17 protein-coding genes are annotated in these 16788 nt (G+C 59.7%); 9 read left to right on the top strand and 8 right to left on the bottom strand.

Going from position 1 to position 16788, the window contains the following annotated elements; all coding sequences use genetic code 11:
* Positions 1–130: 130 nt before the first annotated feature.
* Positions 131–943, bottom strand: a complete 813-nt coding sequence (locus B5E66_RS05120) for a MurR/RpiR family transcriptional regulator (RefSeq protein ID WP_087229567.1) — start codon at positions 941–943, stop codon at positions 131–133.
* A gap of 277 nt (positions 944–1220) precedes the next feature.
* Between B5E66_RS05120 and B5E66_RS05115 the strand changes: the two genes are divergently transcribed.
* Complete coding sequence (locus B5E66_RS05115; protein WP_087229564.1) at positions 1221–2711, top strand: recombinase family protein; 1491 nt, start codon at positions 1221–1223, stop codon at positions 2709–2711.
* 326 nt (positions 2712–3037) lie between these two features.
* Here the strand turns inward: B5E66_RS05115 and B5E66_RS13100 are convergent, their stop codons facing one another.
* From B5E66_RS13100 to B5E66_RS13610, 7 genes are all read right to left on the bottom strand, one after another.
* Entirely contained in the window at positions 3038–3184 is a 147-nt protein-coding gene (locus B5E66_RS13100) for a hypothetical protein (protein WP_158098333.1), read from the bottom strand.
* Between the two features lie 271 nt (positions 3185–3455).
* Complete coding sequence (locus B5E66_RS05105) at positions 3456–4934, bottom strand: twin-arginine translocation signal domain-containing protein (RefSeq protein ID WP_087229558.1); 1479 nt, start codon at positions 4932–4934, stop codon at positions 3456–3458.
* A gap of 63 nt (positions 4935–4997) precedes the next feature.
* The gene (locus B5E66_RS05100; RefSeq protein ID WP_087229555.1) at positions 4998–5312 is read right to left on the bottom strand and encodes a PTS lactose/cellobiose transporter subunit IIA; all 315 of its coding nucleotides are present in this window, start codon (positions 5310–5312) and stop codon (positions 4998–5000) included.
* Between the two features lie 5 nt (positions 5313–5317).
* Complete coding sequence (locus tag B5E66_RS05095; RefSeq protein WP_158098332.1) at positions 5318–6037, bottom strand: PTS sugar transporter subunit IIA; 720 nt, start codon at positions 6035–6037, stop codon at positions 5318–5320.
* Between the two features lie 12 nt (positions 6038–6049).
* Positions 6050–6517, bottom strand: a complete 468-nt coding sequence (locus tag B5E66_RS05090; RefSeq protein ID WP_087229549.1) for a BglG family transcription antiterminator — start codon at positions 6515–6517, stop codon at positions 6050–6052.
* Entirely contained in the window at positions 6518–6778 is a 261-nt protein-coding gene (locus tag B5E66_RS13615; RefSeq protein ID WP_143406931.1) for a hypothetical protein, read from the bottom strand.
* Positions 6708–7178, bottom strand: coding sequence for a helix-turn-helix domain-containing protein (locus B5E66_RS13610; protein ID WP_446718502.1), 471 nt, complete (start codon positions 7176–7178; stop codon positions 6708–6710). The genes B5E66_RS13615 and B5E66_RS13610 overlap by 71 nt, the downstream gene beginning before the upstream one ends.
* Between B5E66_RS13610 and B5E66_RS05075 the strand changes: the two genes are divergently transcribed.
* The 8 genes from B5E66_RS05075 to B5E66_RS05040 all read left to right on the top strand — a co-directional run bounded on the left by B5E66_RS05075 (position 7137) and on the right by B5E66_RS05040 (position 16732).
* Positions 7137–8885 (top strand): alpha-L-rhamnosidase-related protein, encoded by a 1749-nt coding sequence (locus tag B5E66_RS05075; protein WP_087229542.1) that lies wholly within the window; start codon positions 7137–7139, stop codon positions 8883–8885. The two genes, B5E66_RS13610 and B5E66_RS05075, sit on opposite strands and share 42 nt — an antisense overlap.
* A gap of 23 nt (positions 8886–8908) precedes the next feature.
* Positions 8909–10348 carry a glycoside hydrolase family 1 protein gene (locus B5E66_RS05070; RefSeq protein ID WP_087229539.1) on the top strand — a complete coding sequence of 480 codons (1440 nt, stop codon included), beginning with the start codon at positions 8909–8911 and terminating at the stop codon, positions 10346–10348.
* Positions 10349–10406: 58 nt separating this feature from the next.
* Entirely contained in the window at positions 10407–11069 is a 663-nt protein-coding gene (locus B5E66_RS05065) for a YczE/YyaS/YitT family protein (protein ID WP_087229536.1), read from the top strand.
* Positions 11070–11722: 653 nt separating this feature from the next.
* The gene (locus B5E66_RS05060) at positions 11723–12565 is read left to right on the top strand and encodes a cell division protein FtsQ (protein ID WP_087229533.1); all 843 of its coding nucleotides are present in this window, start codon (positions 11723–11725) and stop codon (positions 12563–12565) included.
* A gap of 4 nt (positions 12566–12569) precedes the next feature.
* Positions 12570–14267 (top strand): ABC transporter ATP-binding protein, encoded by a 1698-nt coding sequence (locus B5E66_RS05055; protein ID WP_087229530.1) that lies wholly within the window; start codon positions 12570–12572, stop codon positions 14265–14267.
* A complete protein-coding gene (locus tag B5E66_RS05050; protein WP_087229527.1) occupies positions 14264–15097 on the top strand; it encodes an energy-coupling factor transporter transmembrane component T family protein in 834 nt (277 codons plus the stop codon). The genes B5E66_RS05055 and B5E66_RS05050 overlap by 4 nt, the downstream gene beginning before the upstream one ends.
* Positions 15098–15116: 19 nt before the next feature.
* Complete coding sequence (locus B5E66_RS05045) at positions 15117–15950, top strand: PHP-associated domain-containing protein (RefSeq protein ID WP_242958092.1); 834 nt, start codon at positions 15117–15119, stop codon at positions 15948–15950.
* Positions 15950–16732, top strand: a complete 783-nt coding sequence (locus B5E66_RS05040) for an inositol monophosphatase family protein (RefSeq protein WP_087229521.1) — start codon at positions 15950–15952, stop codon at positions 16730–16732. The genes B5E66_RS05045 and B5E66_RS05040 overlap by 1 nt, the downstream gene beginning before the upstream one ends.
* Positions 16733–16788: the final 56 nt, after the last annotated feature.

Below are 16788 nucleotides of genomic sequence, written 5' to 3'. Positions count from 1 at the left end.
CAAAACAAGGTCTTCTGTTTCAAATTGTGATGTTGATGAAAAATTTTTTGCGTATTTTTGTGCGCTTTGACAAAACAAAAAGGCCGCGGGGCGGTCAACCCTCGCGACCTTGCTGTATTTTTGCTGTGCTTTACTGGAACGCTTTATCGTATGCCCGCATATAGCCCATGACGATCAGGTCGTTGGCCATGAGGGCTGCATATTTGCCCACGTCGTTGCGGTTGGTGGTGCCGCATTGCAGGATGAAATCGGCGGTGTTCAAATAGGGGCTGGCAAGGTTCTGGGTGATGACCAGCACCTTGCACCCGCTGGAAATGATTGCGTTACAGATGTCCGGGTAACGAGTCAGGTAGCTGCCGCCCACGCTGCAAATGATGGCAAAGTCGTTTTCGGTCAGGCTGCGGGCGCACTCCAGCTGAGCGGCATAATCCATGAACAACTCGACATAGCGGCCCATCATCATCATTTTGCTCTGGAAGTAGTGGCCGATGTCCCACAAAAAGTGGTGGGAGAAATAGGCCGCCTTGCCGCAGCCGTGCAACACCCGCACAATGTCGGGAATAACTTCGGCGTTTTCAGGCGTGATGGTAGCATAGATGTTGCCGATCAGCGTGTCGCGATAGGAACCGATGGCCATTTCCTGATTGTTATGCAGCATGGTGTAGAACTGCCGGGAATAGTCGGTCCGCATGGTGAAGTCCTGCTCCAGCCAGGCCTGGAACGCTTTGAAACTGTCCATCCCCAGAAAGCGGCAAAACCGTGAAATGGACGCCTTGGATGTATAGCACAGGTCCGCGATCTGGCCGAGAGTCATCCCCTTGAGCTGGGGGTAATGCTTGAGCAGAGTCACTGCGATATCATAGTTTGCGTCCCGTTCGGGTGTGGTGCTCACAAAACTGAGCAGCCTATCTGCCAGAGACCCCATCACTTTTGCTTCGCTCATCGCTGCTGCCTCCCCTCGCCTTCTCAAAGTGTTTTTATTGTATCATATTGGACAGCGAAATGTCAAAGAAGCGTATTGTTTTGGAAGAAAATCATACCAAAAGTAACGGCGGGCAGCCGAACGTCTGCCTTTGGTGTACAAGAACAGGTAGTGTTCAAAAAGAATACCACCAGACGGCGCTCAAAAGCCTTGCAATAAGACACAAAATATGGTATATATTATACGAAATATATTGCAGTTACATACATCCCCATACAGAGCGAAGGGAGGCCCCGCCATGACCGCCGTCATCTACGCCCGCTATTCCTCCGACAACCAGCGCGAGGAATCTATTGAAGGCCAGATTCGGGAATGCACCGCCTATGCCGAGAAGAACGGTATCACGGTGGTCAAGCACTACATCGACCGGGCCATTTCGGCCAAAACAGACAACCGTCCCCAGTTTCAGCAGATGATCAAGGACAGCGAGCGCAAGCTGTTCGACATTGTTCTGGTCTGGAAGTTGGACCGCTTCGCCCGCAACCGCTACGACAGCGCCCGTTACAAAACGCAGCTCAAAAAGAACGGGGTCAAGCTCATGTCCGCCACCGAAATCATCTCGGACGGGCCGGAGGGCATCATCCTGGAGTCGGTGCTGGAAGGTTACGCCGAATATTATTCCGCCGACCTCGCAGAAAAAGTTGTCCGCGGCCAGACTGAAAACGTTCTCAAAGGCCGCTGCAATGGCGGCCGTGGGACATTTGGTTATACGCTGGATGCTGAACGCCGTTTCCATATCGACCCGGTCACTTCGCCTTTTGTACTGGAAGCCTTCAAAAGATATAAAGAAGGAGCGACCATGAAGGAAATTCGTGATTGGATGAATCTGGAAGGCGTCAAAAATCCAGTCGGCGGCGCTATGACATACAATAGCGTAGAGCATATGCTTAAAAACCGACGATATATAGGAGAATTGAAATTCCGAGATATTGTTGTGCCGGACGCTATTCCCCCGTTGGTCCCTATGGAATTATTTGAGGAGGTGCAAGTTAAAATTTCCAAAAACAAAAAGGCCCCTGCCCGTCGCAAGGCAGAGGACGACTATCTTCTGACGACCAAACTATTCTGCGGCCACTGCGGTGCGCTGATGTTTGGTGAAAGCGGCACCAGCCGCACTGGCGACGTGCACCGCTACTACAAGTGCGCGGCCGCCAAGAAGCGGAAATCCTGCAATAAAAAGGCGGTTCGCAAGCAGTGGCTGGAAGATCTGGTAGTCAGCGAAACCATGAAACTGATCCAGAACGATGCGGTCATTGATTCCCTTGTGGCGGCGGTCATGGAATTGCAAAACAGGGAGAGCACCAGCCTGCCCCTCTACGAGAAGCAACTTCGGGAGACCGAGACCGGCATTCAGAATATGCTCAACGCCATTCAAGCCGGCATCCTGACCAGCTCCACCAAAGAGCGGCTGGAAGCCCTCGAGGGCCAGAAAAAAGACTTGGAAGCAAAGATTGCCGAAGAAAAATTGGCCAAGCCCGTGATGAAGGAGGAATTCGTCCGCTTCTGGCTGTTGCACTTTCGCAAGCTGGACCTGTCCCAAAAGGAGCAGCGGCAGGTGCTGGTGGATACTTTTATTAATGCAATTTACCTTTATGATGATAAAATGTTGATTACCTTCAACTACAAAGAAGGCACGGAGACCGTTTCTTTCGGCGAGGCCACCGAGGCTGCGGCAAAGGAAAAAAGTTCGGATATGGATTGCCTTGGTGCACCAGATAAAAAGCGCTGAATCGTAGGATTCGGCGCTTTCCCTTTAGTTTTTTCCACCGCAATCTTGCGCTCCAGGGCTTCCTTTTTGCTTTTGAAACTCACCCAGCCCTGGCAGGGTTTGCCGTGATGGTCTGTATAAGTGTAGCGGACGGAATACGTGTTGCCGCGTTTCATAAAGGACCGGCTGAGATGCGGCGGTCTAGTGCACCCAAATACAAAATCCGAACCTTTCTCCAATGGGAGAAGGGTCCGGATTTTTTCATTGCCTTTGGAGGGTTGGATTGCAGACATCCGAAACGGTACAAGGACAGTGCCCCAGAGGGCAGCGGGAAGGACGCAATGCGCTCAGAAAGACAGGCTTTCGGAACACTGCTGCTGTGGATCTGCTCGATCTTTTTTGCGCAGGACAGCTGCGTCCTCGCCGTGGATCCATAGGAAAGAGAGGATAGGGTGGCCGGTACATCCGGCCATGACGTGGTCGAGTGCTTGCATGAGAGTACGCCTCCTTGTAAAGAATTGCCGGCAGCTGCTGCACAGAGCCGTCCGTTCCCCGGCAGGAGCGTCCGGTTTTTCTTTGGCTGCGGGCCTGGCCAGACCGGCCAGGCATACGGCGAAGGCCCGCTGCTCAGATCATGGAAACAGCGGGCCTTCTCAGGGCGTATCCGGAAACTTCACTTTGCATTTTCAGATGCGCCCCTGGGGATATGGGAAGATTTTTCGGGATTGTTTGATTCGAAAGATGACGCGGGCGGGACAGCTGGGATCACAGGCCCAAGCGGGTGGAAATGTCATCGGCAACGTCGCCGCACCAGTCGGCAAACTGTTCCAGAATGGTGGGGTCGTGGACGATCGGTTCGCCGGTCTCAAGATCGCGGGAGTAGTTTTTGAAGAAATCGTAGACATACTCTGCCTCGGGAGCGTAGTTCCAATGGGCCAGGTCCTTGACGGCAGCCAGCTCGATCATGACGCCCTTGTCGTTGGACAGGGTGCCGGTGTACATCTCTTTGTCGCCGAGGGTCGCCCAGCGCTGGTCGTCGAGGGCGATGCCATAGTAAGGGTTGGCGGTCATGTCCATCTCGGTCAGAGGCAGGCCGTTGACGGTGCGATAGGCCTGGATGGCGCTCCAGATATGGGTGTGGGGGTCGTCTGCCCACATCGAGACCTGGCCGTCGGTCAGCAGGCTCATGCCGTAGGGACTGGAGCCGTCTACGGGGATCATCTGGAAGTAGTCGTGGTCGCCGCAGATGTACAGCAGTGGGATCTCATGGACCTGGCTCAAGTCGAGCTGTGCGATCTCATCGTCCATTGCGTTGACGCCCGAGATGGGAGCGGCCGCTGCAAAGACATTGCTGTAGGCCAGGCCCATGTAGAAGCTGTGCGCGCCGCCCGCCGACAGGCCGGTGACATAGACGCGGGACCGGTCGAACTGGGGCAGCGGGCACAGGTCGTAATCAAAGGCGCCCTCCATGACCGTGCCGTTGAAGTTCCTGCCGTCCAGCGGCAGATTGTAGAATTCGGTGACGCTGTTGTGCATCCGGTAATTGCGGGAAAAGACCTTGTCCCATGCGTTCCGGAAAGCTTCCGCCAGGTTGGCGTCGCTGCCGGTGACCGTCACCGCCAGAGGCCCATGGCCCCGGTTGGCTGCGCGGTAGGCCGCTTTGGCTGTGGATCCTGCGTTGGACAGGTAGGCGGGCAGACAGTCAGACAGTTGTGCGTCCGCGGACATTTCGCCGCCCCAGGTCATCACACCGGCCACGAAGTAGCACTGCCGGGACAGTTCGTTGTTGACAAAGGTGGCGCCCTCGTCGATGCCGATTACCTTGACGTTCTTGGCAGCGCGGGCCACAAGATCTTTCAGAGCCTGTACGTCTGCTTCGGTGTAACGGTCCCCGATGGGGCTGATGACATAAACGCTGCCGCCCCACTCGTTCACATTGCCCATCATTTGAAGCTGGTTCTCCACCAGATCCACGGCCTCCTGCTGGGTCTTGCGCCCTGCAAAGATGTAGTAAGTGGGGATGACCACATCGCTGCGATGGGCCAGAAGGACATTGTCCAGCGCACCGTAGGAATAAACGGTATCGCTCACCGTTTTCCAGCCCAGGTCCCGGGCGATGGGCTGGACCCCGGCGGCTGCCGGCGTCTCCTCTGCGAAGGCGGCGGGGGCGGCCAGACTGCCCATCAGCGCAGCGCCGGCCAGGGCCGATGCGTGAAGAAAATTGCGGCGCGAGATCTTTTTCATGACGCATTTCTTTCTTTTTATCCGTTTGCCCACCTGCCGTTCGGGCAGGTGGGCAAATGATTTTTACTTCTTGTCCCGGCTCTGATACAGGTCGATGAACTCCTGCGCCAGGATGCGGAAGGTCTCGGCGCACATCATCTGATCCTCCACATGGACGGCAAAGAGGGTCACAGGCTGGCTTTCGCCTTCGCCTTCCTTGGTGAGCAGATCGTGATGGAAATCGTGGGCCTGCTCAAAGTATTTGTCACCCTCGGCCATCAGGGCGGCGGGGTCGCCTTGGCCGGTTTTGGCAGCCTGGATGGCGCCGATGTAGCTGCTGCGGGCGGCGCCGGCGGCGCTGATGAGTTCACAGAGGATGCTTTCCATTTCTTCAGTCATTGTGATCAGCCCTCCTTGGCGGCTGCTTCGGCAGCCTTTTCAGCCTCGTAGATCTCACGGTCGGCGCTGCGCATGAAGGGCAGCCAGAACAGGGTAGCCACCACCAGCTGGACGATCTGCAACACCGCGCCGCTGATGCTCTGGGTGACCATGAAGCCGCTGAGGATGACAGGCATGGTCCAGGGCAGCTGGATCAGGCCGGTGGGGACGGCCACCAGGCCGAGGCTCATGGCGATGTAAGCAATGACGCCAGACAAGGCATTGGAGCAGACGAAGGGAATGATGATCTTGAAGTTGAGCATCAGGGGGAAGCCGAACAGGGCGGGCACTGCCGTCTCGCTCATCACAAACTGGGAAGTCACATTGTAGAAGCTGGGAACATAGGGATTTTCGTCCGCAGAAAGGGACACCAGCACCACCAGCTGTACGGTATTGGTGTTCCAGAGGATGGGCTTATCCAGCACCGCTACCGCCACCACATTGTCCCGGGTCATGATCTCGTAGGGATGGGGGATGGCCACCATATTGCCGTAATCGGTGGGGCCCAGACTTTCCCGCTTGAGCACCGACTCATAGAAGCCGCCGGGCAGGTCGGGACAGTTCTGCCGGATGTGCGCACACAGCTGCTGCAGCGCCTCCTCTTTGGTGGGACCGGAGATCCCCGTGAAGAAAAAGCGTTCCTGATAGAACTGCTGCAAAAACTGCATATGCTGGCGCTGGAGCACCTTTTTGATGTTCTACAGCTCATAGTGCTGGATGAAGTCGTGGATCTCGAGGATGGGTACCCCAACCGGGAAGGGGATGGGCACGGTGGTGAAGATGTAGTCGATGCCGCCAAGGTCCCGGTGCTCCAGCTCGAAGATGGTGCAGACTTCGGCTTTTGCAATGTACGCAGGGAACGCCCGCTTGATCCGGCTGAGCAGCAGATGGGAACTGGCGCTGCCGCTGGCGCAGATGATCAGGATATTCAAACGCGCTATGGCGTGGCGGCTCTCGACCGCCATCTGGAAGATCAGGGCCAGCCACCCTACCTCCGACTCGGGGATGGCGCACTGGTAATGCTCCCGCAGGGTGACGACGGCCTGGTTCGCGATGGTGTAGGCAAAGAAATATTCCCGCTTGATGTCCTGCAGGATGGGGTTTTCGACCGGGATGCCGTACCGCAGCCGGATGTCGAGGGGCTGCAGGTGCTGGTTGAGCATCATTCAGAGGCTGAGGTTGTCCCGCAGGTCGATCTGGAAGGTGGTGTAGATGTTTTCCAGCATCTCCACCACCAGGCTGTCGGTCTTTTCCGAGATGACAAAATTGCCGCGGACCGCCCCGACATTCCGCCGGCCGGCGATGTAGACGGCGGCATAACAGAGTTCTTCCTCGCGCAGGCTGGGGTGGTCTTTCTCATCGGCGCAGAGGATGCTGTAAATGGCCTGTGCGGCGGCGTACTCCTTGTGGGAGGAGATCTCTGCCACATTGTCCGGCATCTGCTCGATGCCGAATCCCTGCTCCGCCCGCTGCAAACTGAGATAGACATAGATGGCCAGGTTCTGCAGCGAGACTTCGGTCAGACGGACCTGGTGGAGGGGCAGGGTGCTTGTCGAACTCGGACCCTTCGGCCCGGATACCGTAATAGGGTTTGCGCTGGATCTGGATATGGTAGTATTCCAGCATGGCTTCCACCCGCTTGATGACCACAGAGAGGGTCTGGGTGGAGACATAGAGCTGGTCGGCCAGCTCGCTGAGTTTGACAAAATCCTTGTGTGTCAGCAGGTAGTACAGCAGGTAAGCGGTGCGTTCGTCCGCATTTCCGGGCACCGAAGTGTTCTGCACTTGACCGAGGGGATCAACGTGCTGGCGGCCATGGTCCTGCATTACCCCCAGACAGTGGAAGGCGGCAACCGCTCGGTCTGGCGGATGCAGCACCCCGCCTTTGCGGCGGCAGGGCAGATCGAGTGGGAAGGCGACAGCCTGGACTGGCAGACCGATGAGAGCTGGCAGGCGGCCCCGGCCAAGGACATCCGGATGCATGGGAGCTGCCCGGATACCAGCCGCCTGGTGATCCAGGAAGAGGCGAGGGGAGACGCCTCCCTGCAGGGCTGGCGGCTGCCCGGCTATGACGCCGCCGGCTGGCAGAGCGCGGCAGTCTATCCGAAAGGCGCGTTTTTGCCCACCGTCAGCCCTGCGTTCCAGAGGAAGCGGAGCATCCCTTTCCTGTTTGAGGAAAAGCGGCCTCTGCACGTTTTCCGCGCGGTGCAGGGCGATGCCGCCGGCTGGGCCGCGCTGCTGGAGAAAAGCGAGCCGCTGACCCTGCCCGCCCACAGCGAGGCGGTGGTGGAACTGGCCGCCGGCCGGCTGATGACCGCCTATCTGACCCTGCGGGTGCAGGGCGGGCGGGGCAGTGTCATCCAGTGGATGCCGGCAGAGGGCTATGTGCAGCCCCGTGACGGCGGCGCCAGCAAAGGCGACCGGCTGGACTGGCAGCACGGCGTGCTGACCGGCCCGACGGACCGGTATGAGGTGGGCGGCTTTGGCGCCGCAGACGACCGTCTGGCCCGCCAGGCCATCGACTCTTTTGCCCGCTCCCAGCGGGCGGACGGCCTGCTGAACGCCTGTTATCCAGCCTATAAGCCCAATGTCATCCCCGGCTTTTCCATCTACTACATCCTGATGCTCCACGACCACATGATGTACTTTGGGGACAAGGATCTGGTGGAGCGTTACTTCCCGGTGGCCGAGCGGATCCTGCAGTTTTATGAGGACCTGCGGGAACCGGACGGCCTGGTGGGACGGATGCCGGGCGCCGGAGGCTTTGGGGGCGGATACTGGTGCTTTGTGGACTGGGCCAAAGGCTGGCCGGTGGGAGTGCCGCCGGCTGCCGCCTGCGGGCCCGCCGCCATCGACAGCCTGATGTACTGCCTGGGCCTTGGGGCGGCGGCGGAACTGGCCGAATTTGTTGGGAGGCAGGATCAGGCTGCTGCCTGCCGCAGCCGTGCCGAAGCGCTGCGCTGCGCCGTCCGAAGCCGCTGCGCCGGCAGGGACGGGCTGCTGCAGGATGGCCCGGGCCTTGAACAGTACAGCCAGCATGTGCAGGTGTTTGGGGTGCTGACCGGCACCCTCACTGGGCAGAAGGCACGTGCCGCCCTGGAACAGACGCTGGATGACCCGGACATCCCGCAATGTACGGTAGCAATGGGGTTCTATCTGTTCCGCGCACTGGAACAGTGCGGCCTCTACCACCGCACCTTCCGCCTGTGGGACAAGTGGCGTCGGATGCTGGACAACCACCTGACCACCTGTGTCGAAAGCGACGGCTCCTACACCCGCAGCGATTGCCACGGCTGGGGCGCCCTGGCCCTGCATGAGCTGCCCTCGGCTATTTTGGGAGTGCGCCCGGCCAAGCCTGGCTATGCATCCGCCGCTTTCAAGCCCGCCGCCGGCGCATGGACCCATGCTGCCGGGGAGGTGGTCACACCCCGGGGCATCATCCGCGCGCAGTGGGACGTTGCGGACGGCAAGCTTACAAAGAACATCCGGCTGCCGGAGGGGATGGTCCTGGCAGAGGAAACGGACGATTTTTAAAAAGACAATAGGAGGATTCGACCATGAGCGTATTCCGCGATGATTTCCTTTGGGGCGGCGCCTGTGCCGCCAACCAGTTTGAAGGCGCCTGGGATGTGGACGGCAAAGGCCCTAGTCTGCCGGACATGTGCACCAACGGCAGCGCCACCACGTCCAAATGGGTGACCACCGCCATCCGGCCGGACAAGCTCTATCCAAGCCACGAGGCCATTGATTTCTACCACCACTACGAGGAGGACATCGCCCTCTTTGCCGAGATGGGCTTCAAGGTGTTCCGCACCTCCATCAACTGGAGCCGCATCTTCCCAACCGGCGAGGAGAGCGAACCCAATGAAAAGGGCCTCGCCTTCTACGACCGGGTCTTTGACTGCTGCAAGGCCCACGGCATCGAGCCGCTGGTCACCATCAGCCACTATGAGATCCCCTATCACCTGGTGGAGCAATACAACGGCTGGGCCAGCCGCGAGGTGGTCGGCTTTTATGTGAACTACTGCAAGGCCATTTTTGAGCGCTACAAAGACAAGGTGAAATACTGGCTGACCTTCAACGAGATCAACTGCGGCACCAACCGTAGCGGCAACCTGATGGCTCTGTCCACCTGCCGCGGCTACGAGGGGCCTTTCAGCGAGATCCCCGATGATGTGCAGATCCGCTATCAGGCGCTGCATCACCAGTTTGTGGCCAGCGCCAAGGCGGTCATCTGGGCCCACCAGCATTACCCGCAGTTCAAGATGGGCTGCATGAACCTGTTTGCCGCGAGCTATCCCAGCACCTGCGACCCCGCCGACATTCTGGCCAACCAGAAGAACATGAACCTCCGCAACTGGTACTGCTCGGATGTCCAGTGCCGCGGCGCATATCCCTACTATGCGTGCCGCTTCTGGCAGGAGAACGATATCCGCATTGAGATGGAGCCTGGGGATGAGCAGCTGCTCAAAGACGGCGTGGTGGATTTCTACACCTGCAGCTATTATTCCACCTCCTGCGTGACCACCCACGAAGGACAGGAAAAGACCGGCGGCAATATGGGCGGCGGCATCAAAAATCCCTACCTGAAGGCCAGCGACTGGGGCTGGCAGATCGACCCCGAGGGCCTGCGGTGGAGCCTGAACGAAATCTACGCCCGCTACCAGCTGCCCATCATGGTGGTGGAAAACGGCTTTGGCGCCTACGATCAGCTGGAAGCGGACGGTTCCATCCACGACCCCTACCGCATCGAATACCTGCGCCGCCACATCCAGCAGATGGCCGAGGCGGTGAAGGACGGTGTGGACCTGCGGGGTTACACCACCTGGGGGCCCATCGACCTGGTGTCCGCCTCCACCGGCGAAATGGCCAAGCGCTACGGCTTTATCTATGTGGACAAGTACGATGACGGCACCGGCGACCTGACCCGTCGGCGCAAGGATTCCTTCTATTGGTATAAAAAGGTCATCGCAACAAACGGCGGGGATTTGGACTGATGCGGCTGGCCGTCTGTTTCTGGGCCCTGTACCAGGCGAATATGCGGAGGAATGCTACATGAACAAAACATACCAAAACCATCTTCTGCGCTGGGGAACCTTTGGGGCAGGGATGCTGGTCTTCTGCTTCGGCGTGGTGCTGAACACCAAGACTGGCCTCGGGGTGGCGGCAGTCAACAATGTCCCTTATACCATCAGTGTGATCGAAGGGCTCAGCCTGGGCACGGCCACCATGATGCTTTATCTGGTGCTGGTGGCGGCGCAGTGCCTGCTGCTGCGCGCTCTGCCTTTGAAGGTGCTGCTGCAGGCGCCGATGAGCGTTCTGATCGGCTGGATCGTGGACTTTTTCAACAACCACATCCTGACATTTGAGGCGCAGGGGGTGCTGGATGGCATACTGCTGCTCTGCTGCGCCATACCCATCACAGCGGCAGGGGTGACCGCGATGGTCAACACCGACCTGATCCCCGCCGCCCCCGATGGGACGGTCAACACCCTCAGCCAGGTGCTGGGCTGGGATTTTGGCCGAACCAAATATACCTTTGATCTGGCAATGGTGGCGCTGTCCGCCGCATACGCTCTGGTGCGGGCCGGACATCTTGTGGGCATAGGGCTGGGGACCGTCCTCTCTGCTCTGTTGGTGGGACGGCTCTGCCGGATCTTCGGCTGTGTGTCTGCTCCCTGGTTTGCCCGCTTTATGCCACAGGCTCGCTCCCGGTAAAAAAGCCGCCCACCGCGCTTCTACAACGCGATGGGCGGTATTTTCTGTTTGGGCCGGCTCCGGCTGGTAACATAAAAATGCAGATCCGGGCCCTCCGGCGCTTTCCGCAGGACGGCTTTTGCGGAAACGATAAAAGCAGCAGATACCTGTACGGATCTGCTGCTTTTTTGCGCAATTTGGTTAGGGTGTATCTGAAAACTCCTCCATACTGTTCTATTCTACCAAAAAACACCATCTGCCGCGTTGCATTCGCTTGCATTCCACAAAAGCAGCCGCGCTGAGTGTGTCCTGCGGACGAAGCAGCGAAGGCACGGCTGGCGCTGCGCTCCGGTTTTCGCAAGCGGGCATCGACCCGCGCAGCGAAAATCGGCTAAGCGCAAGAGTTGCAGCGCTCATGCGCCTTGCATCTGCACCTTTCGGGCGAATGGTTCGGCATTTTTGAGTTCTCAGATACGCCCTAGGGTTCGAGTCCCTGGAGGTGTACCACAAGCACAAAATCCGAACATTGTATGAAAGCAATATTTCATAATAATGCGTAATAGAAAATTATACAAACATTTTACGGCTGTGTGGTCGCAGGCTTTACGTTCCGCTGGTAAACTTGGAATTGTTCGAAGCGGTTAACATTTCAAGATTACCGGGAGGTATCATGTATGGAATCTGTCAACAAGCAGACGGCCAGCCAGTCCCAAAAACGGATGGTCTTTGTTCTGACCATGGCGCTGTATGGCCTGGCCACCCTTTTTTCCGAACTGATCCCCAAGTTTCAGGTGGGCATCGTGGAGTTTTCGGTGGAGTATTTCCTGTTCATCCCGCTGACGTTGGCGATGCTGTTTGATCCCATGTCCGCGGCGCTGGGCGCCGCTACCGGCGAGCTAGTGTTCAGCGAGATCATGCTGGGGCAGTTCGGCGGCCTGGGCGAGATGGAAAAATTCCTCACCGTCACCATAGGCGTCTACGTGGCCGGCCGGCTGGTGCGCGATCCGTCCAACCAGGTGATGGTCGGTGTAGCGGCCATAGGCGGCACCGCTTTGCAGCTGTTTATGGGCACAGTGGTGGATATCCTGAAGGTACAGTTCGCCATCGAGGACTTCGAAGCCGTGGCCGGCCTGCCCGAAAGCGTCTTTGCCACCGAGGGCTTTGCCTTCCTGAACGACCTGCTCTTCTCGGGTATCCTCTTCTGCCTGCTGCCCACCCTCTATCTGGTGCCCAAGCTCCACGGCAAGATCGAGCCGCTGCTGGGGATGCAGCCCCGCACCCCGAAAACCGCGCTGGAACCCCTGGGAGTCAAGGCTGTCTTGGGCTGCATCGTTGGCTTTGCCGTTGCCGCCGGCACTCAGATGCTGGCCAAGAGCGGTATGAGCCTTGTGGACTGGGAGGCTCCCTGGTCTGAGAGCATGCCCGCTTTCGCAACGGCCATCCTGATCGCTGCGTCCCTGTGCCTGGTGGCCGTCCTGGTCATCCGCAAAGAGGCCGAGCAGAAGCAGAGAGGTTGAGCCCATGCACGCGATAGAAATAGATCACCTGACCTATTCCTATCCGGGCGCAGCGCATCCGGCGCTGCAAGATATCACCGTCTGCGTGGAACAGGGGGACTTTCTCGCCATTGTGGGGAACAATGGATGCGGAAAGTCCACTTTTTGCAAGACCCTCAACGGCCTGATCCCCCAGTTCATCAGCGGCGATTTTTCAGGGCGCGTCCTTGCCTGCGGGCTGGATACCCGCATGAGCGACGTGGGCGCCCTGGCCCGGAAGGTCGGGTATGTATACCAGGACTTTGAAAATCAGATCATCCGTCCCACCGTGCTGGACGACGCCTCCTACGCCTGCCAGAACTATGCCATGCCGGACTATAAAGAGCGGGGCATGATGGCGCTGGAGCGGTGCGGGCTGCGCGGCCGGGAGAGTGATTTCATCTGGCAGCTGTCGGGCGGGCAGACTCATCTGCTGGCCCTGGCGGGGGCTCTGTCTCTCCAGCCCGACGTCCTGATCCTGGACGAGCCCATCGCCCAGCTGGACCCGGCCCACGCCGACCGCATCTATGGGGTGCTGCGGGAGCTGAACGAGCGGTACGGCAAGACCATCATCGTCATTGAACACCACACCGAGTACATTGCCGACTTCTGCAAGCACGTCATGCTGCTGAAAGAGGGCCGGGTGCAGTGGATGCTGCCCACCGGCGAGGCCCTGCAGCGGGTGGAAGAACTGCAGAGCTGCAACATTTTCCCGCCGCAGGTGACCCTTGCGGCCTGGCGGATGCGCCAGGCGGGCAGCCTGGCCGCGCCGCGCCTGCCGGCAACCATCCCAGAGGGCAGGGAAGTGTTTATCCCCCGGGCAGACCCGGCACCCGCCCCGCCGCCCGCCGCCCCTGCGCAGGGGGAGACGGTGGCCTCCTTCCAGGACGTTTCGGTCGCCTATCGCAGCGTCAAGGGGGAACCGCACAAGGTGTTCGACGGGCTCAGCCTTGCGATCCACAAAGGGGACAAGGTGGCTCTCATCGGCTCCAACGGGGCAGGCAAATCCACCTTTATGAAACTGCTGGTGGGGCTGATGAAGCCTTCGTCCGGCACGGTCTGCCTGCATGGGCGGTCTTTGCGGGATGTCCGGCCGGAGGCCCTTTCCCGCGAGGTCTCGATGGTCTACCAGAACCCCGAAGATATGTTCATCAAAGATTCAATCGAAAAGGACATCGCCTACGCGATGGAGGTCCGGGGCGTTCCCGATGCGGCAACCCGCACCGCCCGGCTGCTCGAGCGCTTCCGCCTGTCCGGCCTGCGGGACCGGGACGGCCGCCTGCTCTCGGGCGGGCAGATGCGCCGGGCCAGCCTGGCCATCGGGGTGGCGCTGGATCCGGGCATTCTGCTGCTGGATGAGCCCACCGCCAACCTGGACATTGCCACCCGGAAGGAGATCATGCGGACCCTGGAGGATCTGAAAGAGATCACCGAGACGGTGGTCATTGCCACCCACGATATGCAGCTGGTCTGTGAATGGGCTCAGCGGATCATCGTCCTGTGCGGAGGAAAGGTCGTGGCCGACGGGACCCGGGATGAGATCTTCGGGGACCGCGCCCTGATCGAGCGGGTGGGCATCCGTCCGCCCGAGATCTTCGCCATGGGGCAGGCGCTGGACCCCGCCGCCCTCTGCTACACCATCGACGATTTTTTGCGCTGTTTTGAGGGGAGGAAACCTGTATGAAAGCGGTCGATAAGCTCTCGGAAAGCATCCTGGACAAACTGTCCATTGATTTTCTGCGCAGCCAGGTGCTGAAAAACGCTTACGGCAACAACGATACCGTCATCGCCGCGATGGATCCCCGCGTCCTGATCGTCTGGTACCTCTTTTTTGGGCTGGTCCCCTGGTTCGTCAGCGATCTGCCCTTCCTGCTGGGATGTTTTGTGCTGGTGACAGCCACCACGATCCTGGCCCATGTGGCGGGGCTGGTGCTGTTCCTGTTCGGGCTGGGCGTGTTCTCCCAGACGGGGTATCTGCTGGTCGTGACCTGGCTGTTCGGCGGAGATGCCTCGGCCATCGCGCCGCTGCTGGTCCTCACCCTCAAGGTTGCCACCGTATCGCTGGCATCGGTCACCGTCTTTTCGGGGATGGACCCCGACAAGCTGGCCAACGGCCTGATGTGGTTCGGCTGCCCGGAGCAGCTGTCTTTCTCCATCTCCTACGCCTACCGGATGCTGCCCATCCTGATGGAGGAATTCCAGAACGTCCTGCTGTCCTACCGGCTGCGGGGCAACCCGCCGGCCCACGACACCCTTTGGGGTAAGATCCGCTATCTGGCCTACCAGATCCGGATCATCATCTGTGCCTTTTACCCCCTGATGCTCAACACGGCCAAGCGGTCCCGCACCACCGTCGAGGTGCTGGAGATCAAGGGCTACCGCTACGCCGCCGCAAACCCAGAAGTCAAAAAGCTCAAGCTGGCCGCCCTCAAAGTGACCAACAACGATCTGTTGTTCCTGGCGCTGTCGTTTGTCTGGGTCGCCGCCGCCTTTTTGATTTCCACCTTGCTCTGAGAGGGAGAACGCTATGTACATGGATTTTCACACGCATGGGAAGCTGGCAAAGTATCTGCCCTTTTCCACCGAATACACCGACTGGCTGCTGCGCGAGGCGCGCCGCGCCGGCCTGGACGCCATCTGCCTGACCGAGCATTTCAACACCCAGCAGTTCGACACCCTTTACGGCTACATCGAAGCGCGGGGCCAAAAGAACGGGGACGCTTATGTCTTTGAAGACGCGGGCGGGCTGCGTGTTTTTCCCGGTATGGAGACCGATATTGCGGAAGGCGGGCATGTGCTGTGCGTCGGCCCGATGGAGGCCATCCGGGAGATGAACCGCCGCCTGGAGCCGCACAAAACCAAAGACCGGTTCCTCCCGGCGGCGCAGCTGTTGGACCTCTTTGCCGAATACCCGGTCCTGGTGGGGGCGGGACACCCCTTCCGGGCCGGCGGGCATATCCCCGACCTGCCGCCGGAGCTGCTGATGCGCTTTGATTTTCTGGATCTGAACGGCAAGGACATCGCTGAGGACCGTCAGCGCACCGAGGAACTGACCTTCGGGCTGGGACAGCGGTTGGGTAAGCCGGTGGTGGCCGGCAGCGATACCCATCAGGCGGTGCAGTACGGCTGCATCCGTACCTGTTTTGAACACGATTTTGATTCCTTTGATGTGCTGGCCCGGGAGATGAAGGCGGGCCGGTACAGCATCTGCATCCATCCTGACGCGGAAGTCAAGGTGCGCACGGCCGGCCTGCTCAAACGCGCGCTGAAAGAGGTCCACGCCCTGGGTGGGGATTATGTTTCGGTCCTGCTGAGCCGCGGGGGAGAGTCCTCGGCTGTGCTGGCAGCCAAAAAGGTGGTCCTGTGATGGACGCCGCTGAACTGCTGCGGCAGGCAGGCCGCATCGTACAGGAGGCGGGCGCACGCCTGGAGGACCGGAACCTGGCGTCGCAGGTGCACGCCAAAGGCCCCACCGATTTTGTCACGGCGGTGGATACCGAAGTGCAGGAGCAGATCCGCGCCCGGCTGCAGGCGCTGGACGGGACGATCCAGTTCATGGCCGAAGAAAAGGATAACGCCGCCATCGACCCGTCCCGCCCGGTCTGGATCCTGGACCCGGTGGACGGCACCACCAACCTGATCCACGGTTTCCGGCACAGCGCAATTTCGCTGGCGCTGGCCGAGGGCGGCAGGGTGCGCCTCGGTCTTGTGTTCGACCCCTTTGCGGGGGAACTGTTTGCCGCCCGGCGGGGCGGGGGAGCGTTCTGCAACGGCCGGGCCATCCGGGTCAGCGGGACTGCGTGTCTGGCGGACAGCCTCTGCTCGGTGGGGACCAATCCCGGCCGGCGGGAGGAAGCCGCCGCCGCCTTTGCCCGGGCCCGCCGCATCTACGACCGCTGCCACGACATCCGCCGGCTCGGCGCGGCCTCCGTCGAGCTGTGCTATACCGCCTGCGGGCGTCTGGATGCGTACCTGGAGCACGGGCTCAAACCCTGGGACTATGCGGCCGGCTGGCTGATCCTGGAAGAAGCCGGCGGCCGCCTGACCGCATGGGACGGCAAGACCCCTTCCCTTGCTGCGGCCAGCTGTGCTATACTGGCGACGAACGGCCGCATTCATGAGGAACTGCTGGCCTTAGGGTGCATCTGAAAACGCCCCAACGCTGTTCAATTCTGCCAGAAAAGCGCATCTGCACCTTTCTGGCG

Source organism: Faecalibacterium sp. An121, from assembly GCF_002160915.1.
Classification (GTDB): Bacteria; Bacillota; Clostridia; order Oscillospirales; family Ruminococcaceae; genus Faecalibacterium; species Faecalibacterium avium.
This window is presented reverse-complemented; position numbering and strand designations above follow the sequence as displayed.

Excerpts from the sequence above, each read along its gene's own strand:
- B5E66_RS05120 (WP_087229567.1), bottom strand. The coding sequence starts at position 943 with ATGAGCGAAGCAAAAGTGATGGGGTCTCTGGCAGATAGGCTGCTCAGT.
- B5E66_RS05115 (WP_087229564.1), top strand. The coding sequence starts at position 1,221 with ATGACCGCCGTCATCTACGCCCGCTATTCCTCCGACAACCAGCGCGAG.
- B5E66_RS13100 (WP_158098333.1), bottom strand. The coding sequence starts at position 3,184 with ATGCAAGCACTCGACCACGTCATGGCCGGATGTACCGGCCACCCTATC.
- B5E66_RS05105 (WP_087229558.1), bottom strand. The coding sequence starts at position 4,934 with ATGAAAAAGATCTCGCGCCGCAATTTTCTTCACGCATCGGCCCTGGCC.
- B5E66_RS05100 (WP_087229555.1), bottom strand. The coding sequence starts at position 5,312 with ATGACTGAAGAAATGGAAAGCATCCTCTGTGAACTCATCAGCGCCGCC.
- B5E66_RS05090 (WP_087229549.1), bottom strand. The coding sequence starts at position 6,517 with ATGATGCTCAACCAGCACCTGCAGCCCCTCGACATCCGGCTGCGGTAC.
- B5E66_RS13610 (WP_446718502.1), bottom strand. The coding sequence starts at position 7,178 with ATGCAGGACCATGGCCGCCAGCACGTTGATCCCCTCGGTCAAGTGCAG.
- B5E66_RS05070 (WP_087229539.1), top strand. The coding sequence starts at position 8,909 with ATGAGCGTATTCCGCGATGATTTCCTTTGGGGCGGCGCCTGTGCCGCC.
- B5E66_RS05065 (WP_087229536.1), top strand. The coding sequence starts at position 10,407 with ATGAACAAAACATACCAAAACCATCTTCTGCGCTGGGGAACCTTTGGG.
- B5E66_RS05060 (WP_087229533.1), top strand. The coding sequence starts at position 11,723 with ATGGAATCTGTCAACAAGCAGACGGCCAGCCAGTCCCAAAAACGGATG.
- B5E66_RS05055 (WP_087229530.1), top strand. The coding sequence starts at position 12,570 with ATGCACGCGATAGAAATAGATCACCTGACCTATTCCTATCCGGGCGCA.
- B5E66_RS05050 (WP_087229527.1), top strand. The coding sequence starts at position 14,264 with ATGAAAGCGGTCGATAAGCTCTCGGAAAGCATCCTGGACAAACTGTCC.
- B5E66_RS05045 (WP_242958092.1), top strand. The coding sequence starts at position 15,117 with ATGGATTTTCACACGCATGGGAAGCTGGCAAAGTATCTGCCCTTTTCC.
- B5E66_RS05040 (WP_087229521.1), top strand. The coding sequence starts at position 15,950 with ATGGACGCCGCTGAACTGCTGCGGCAGGCAGGCCGCATCGTACAGGAG.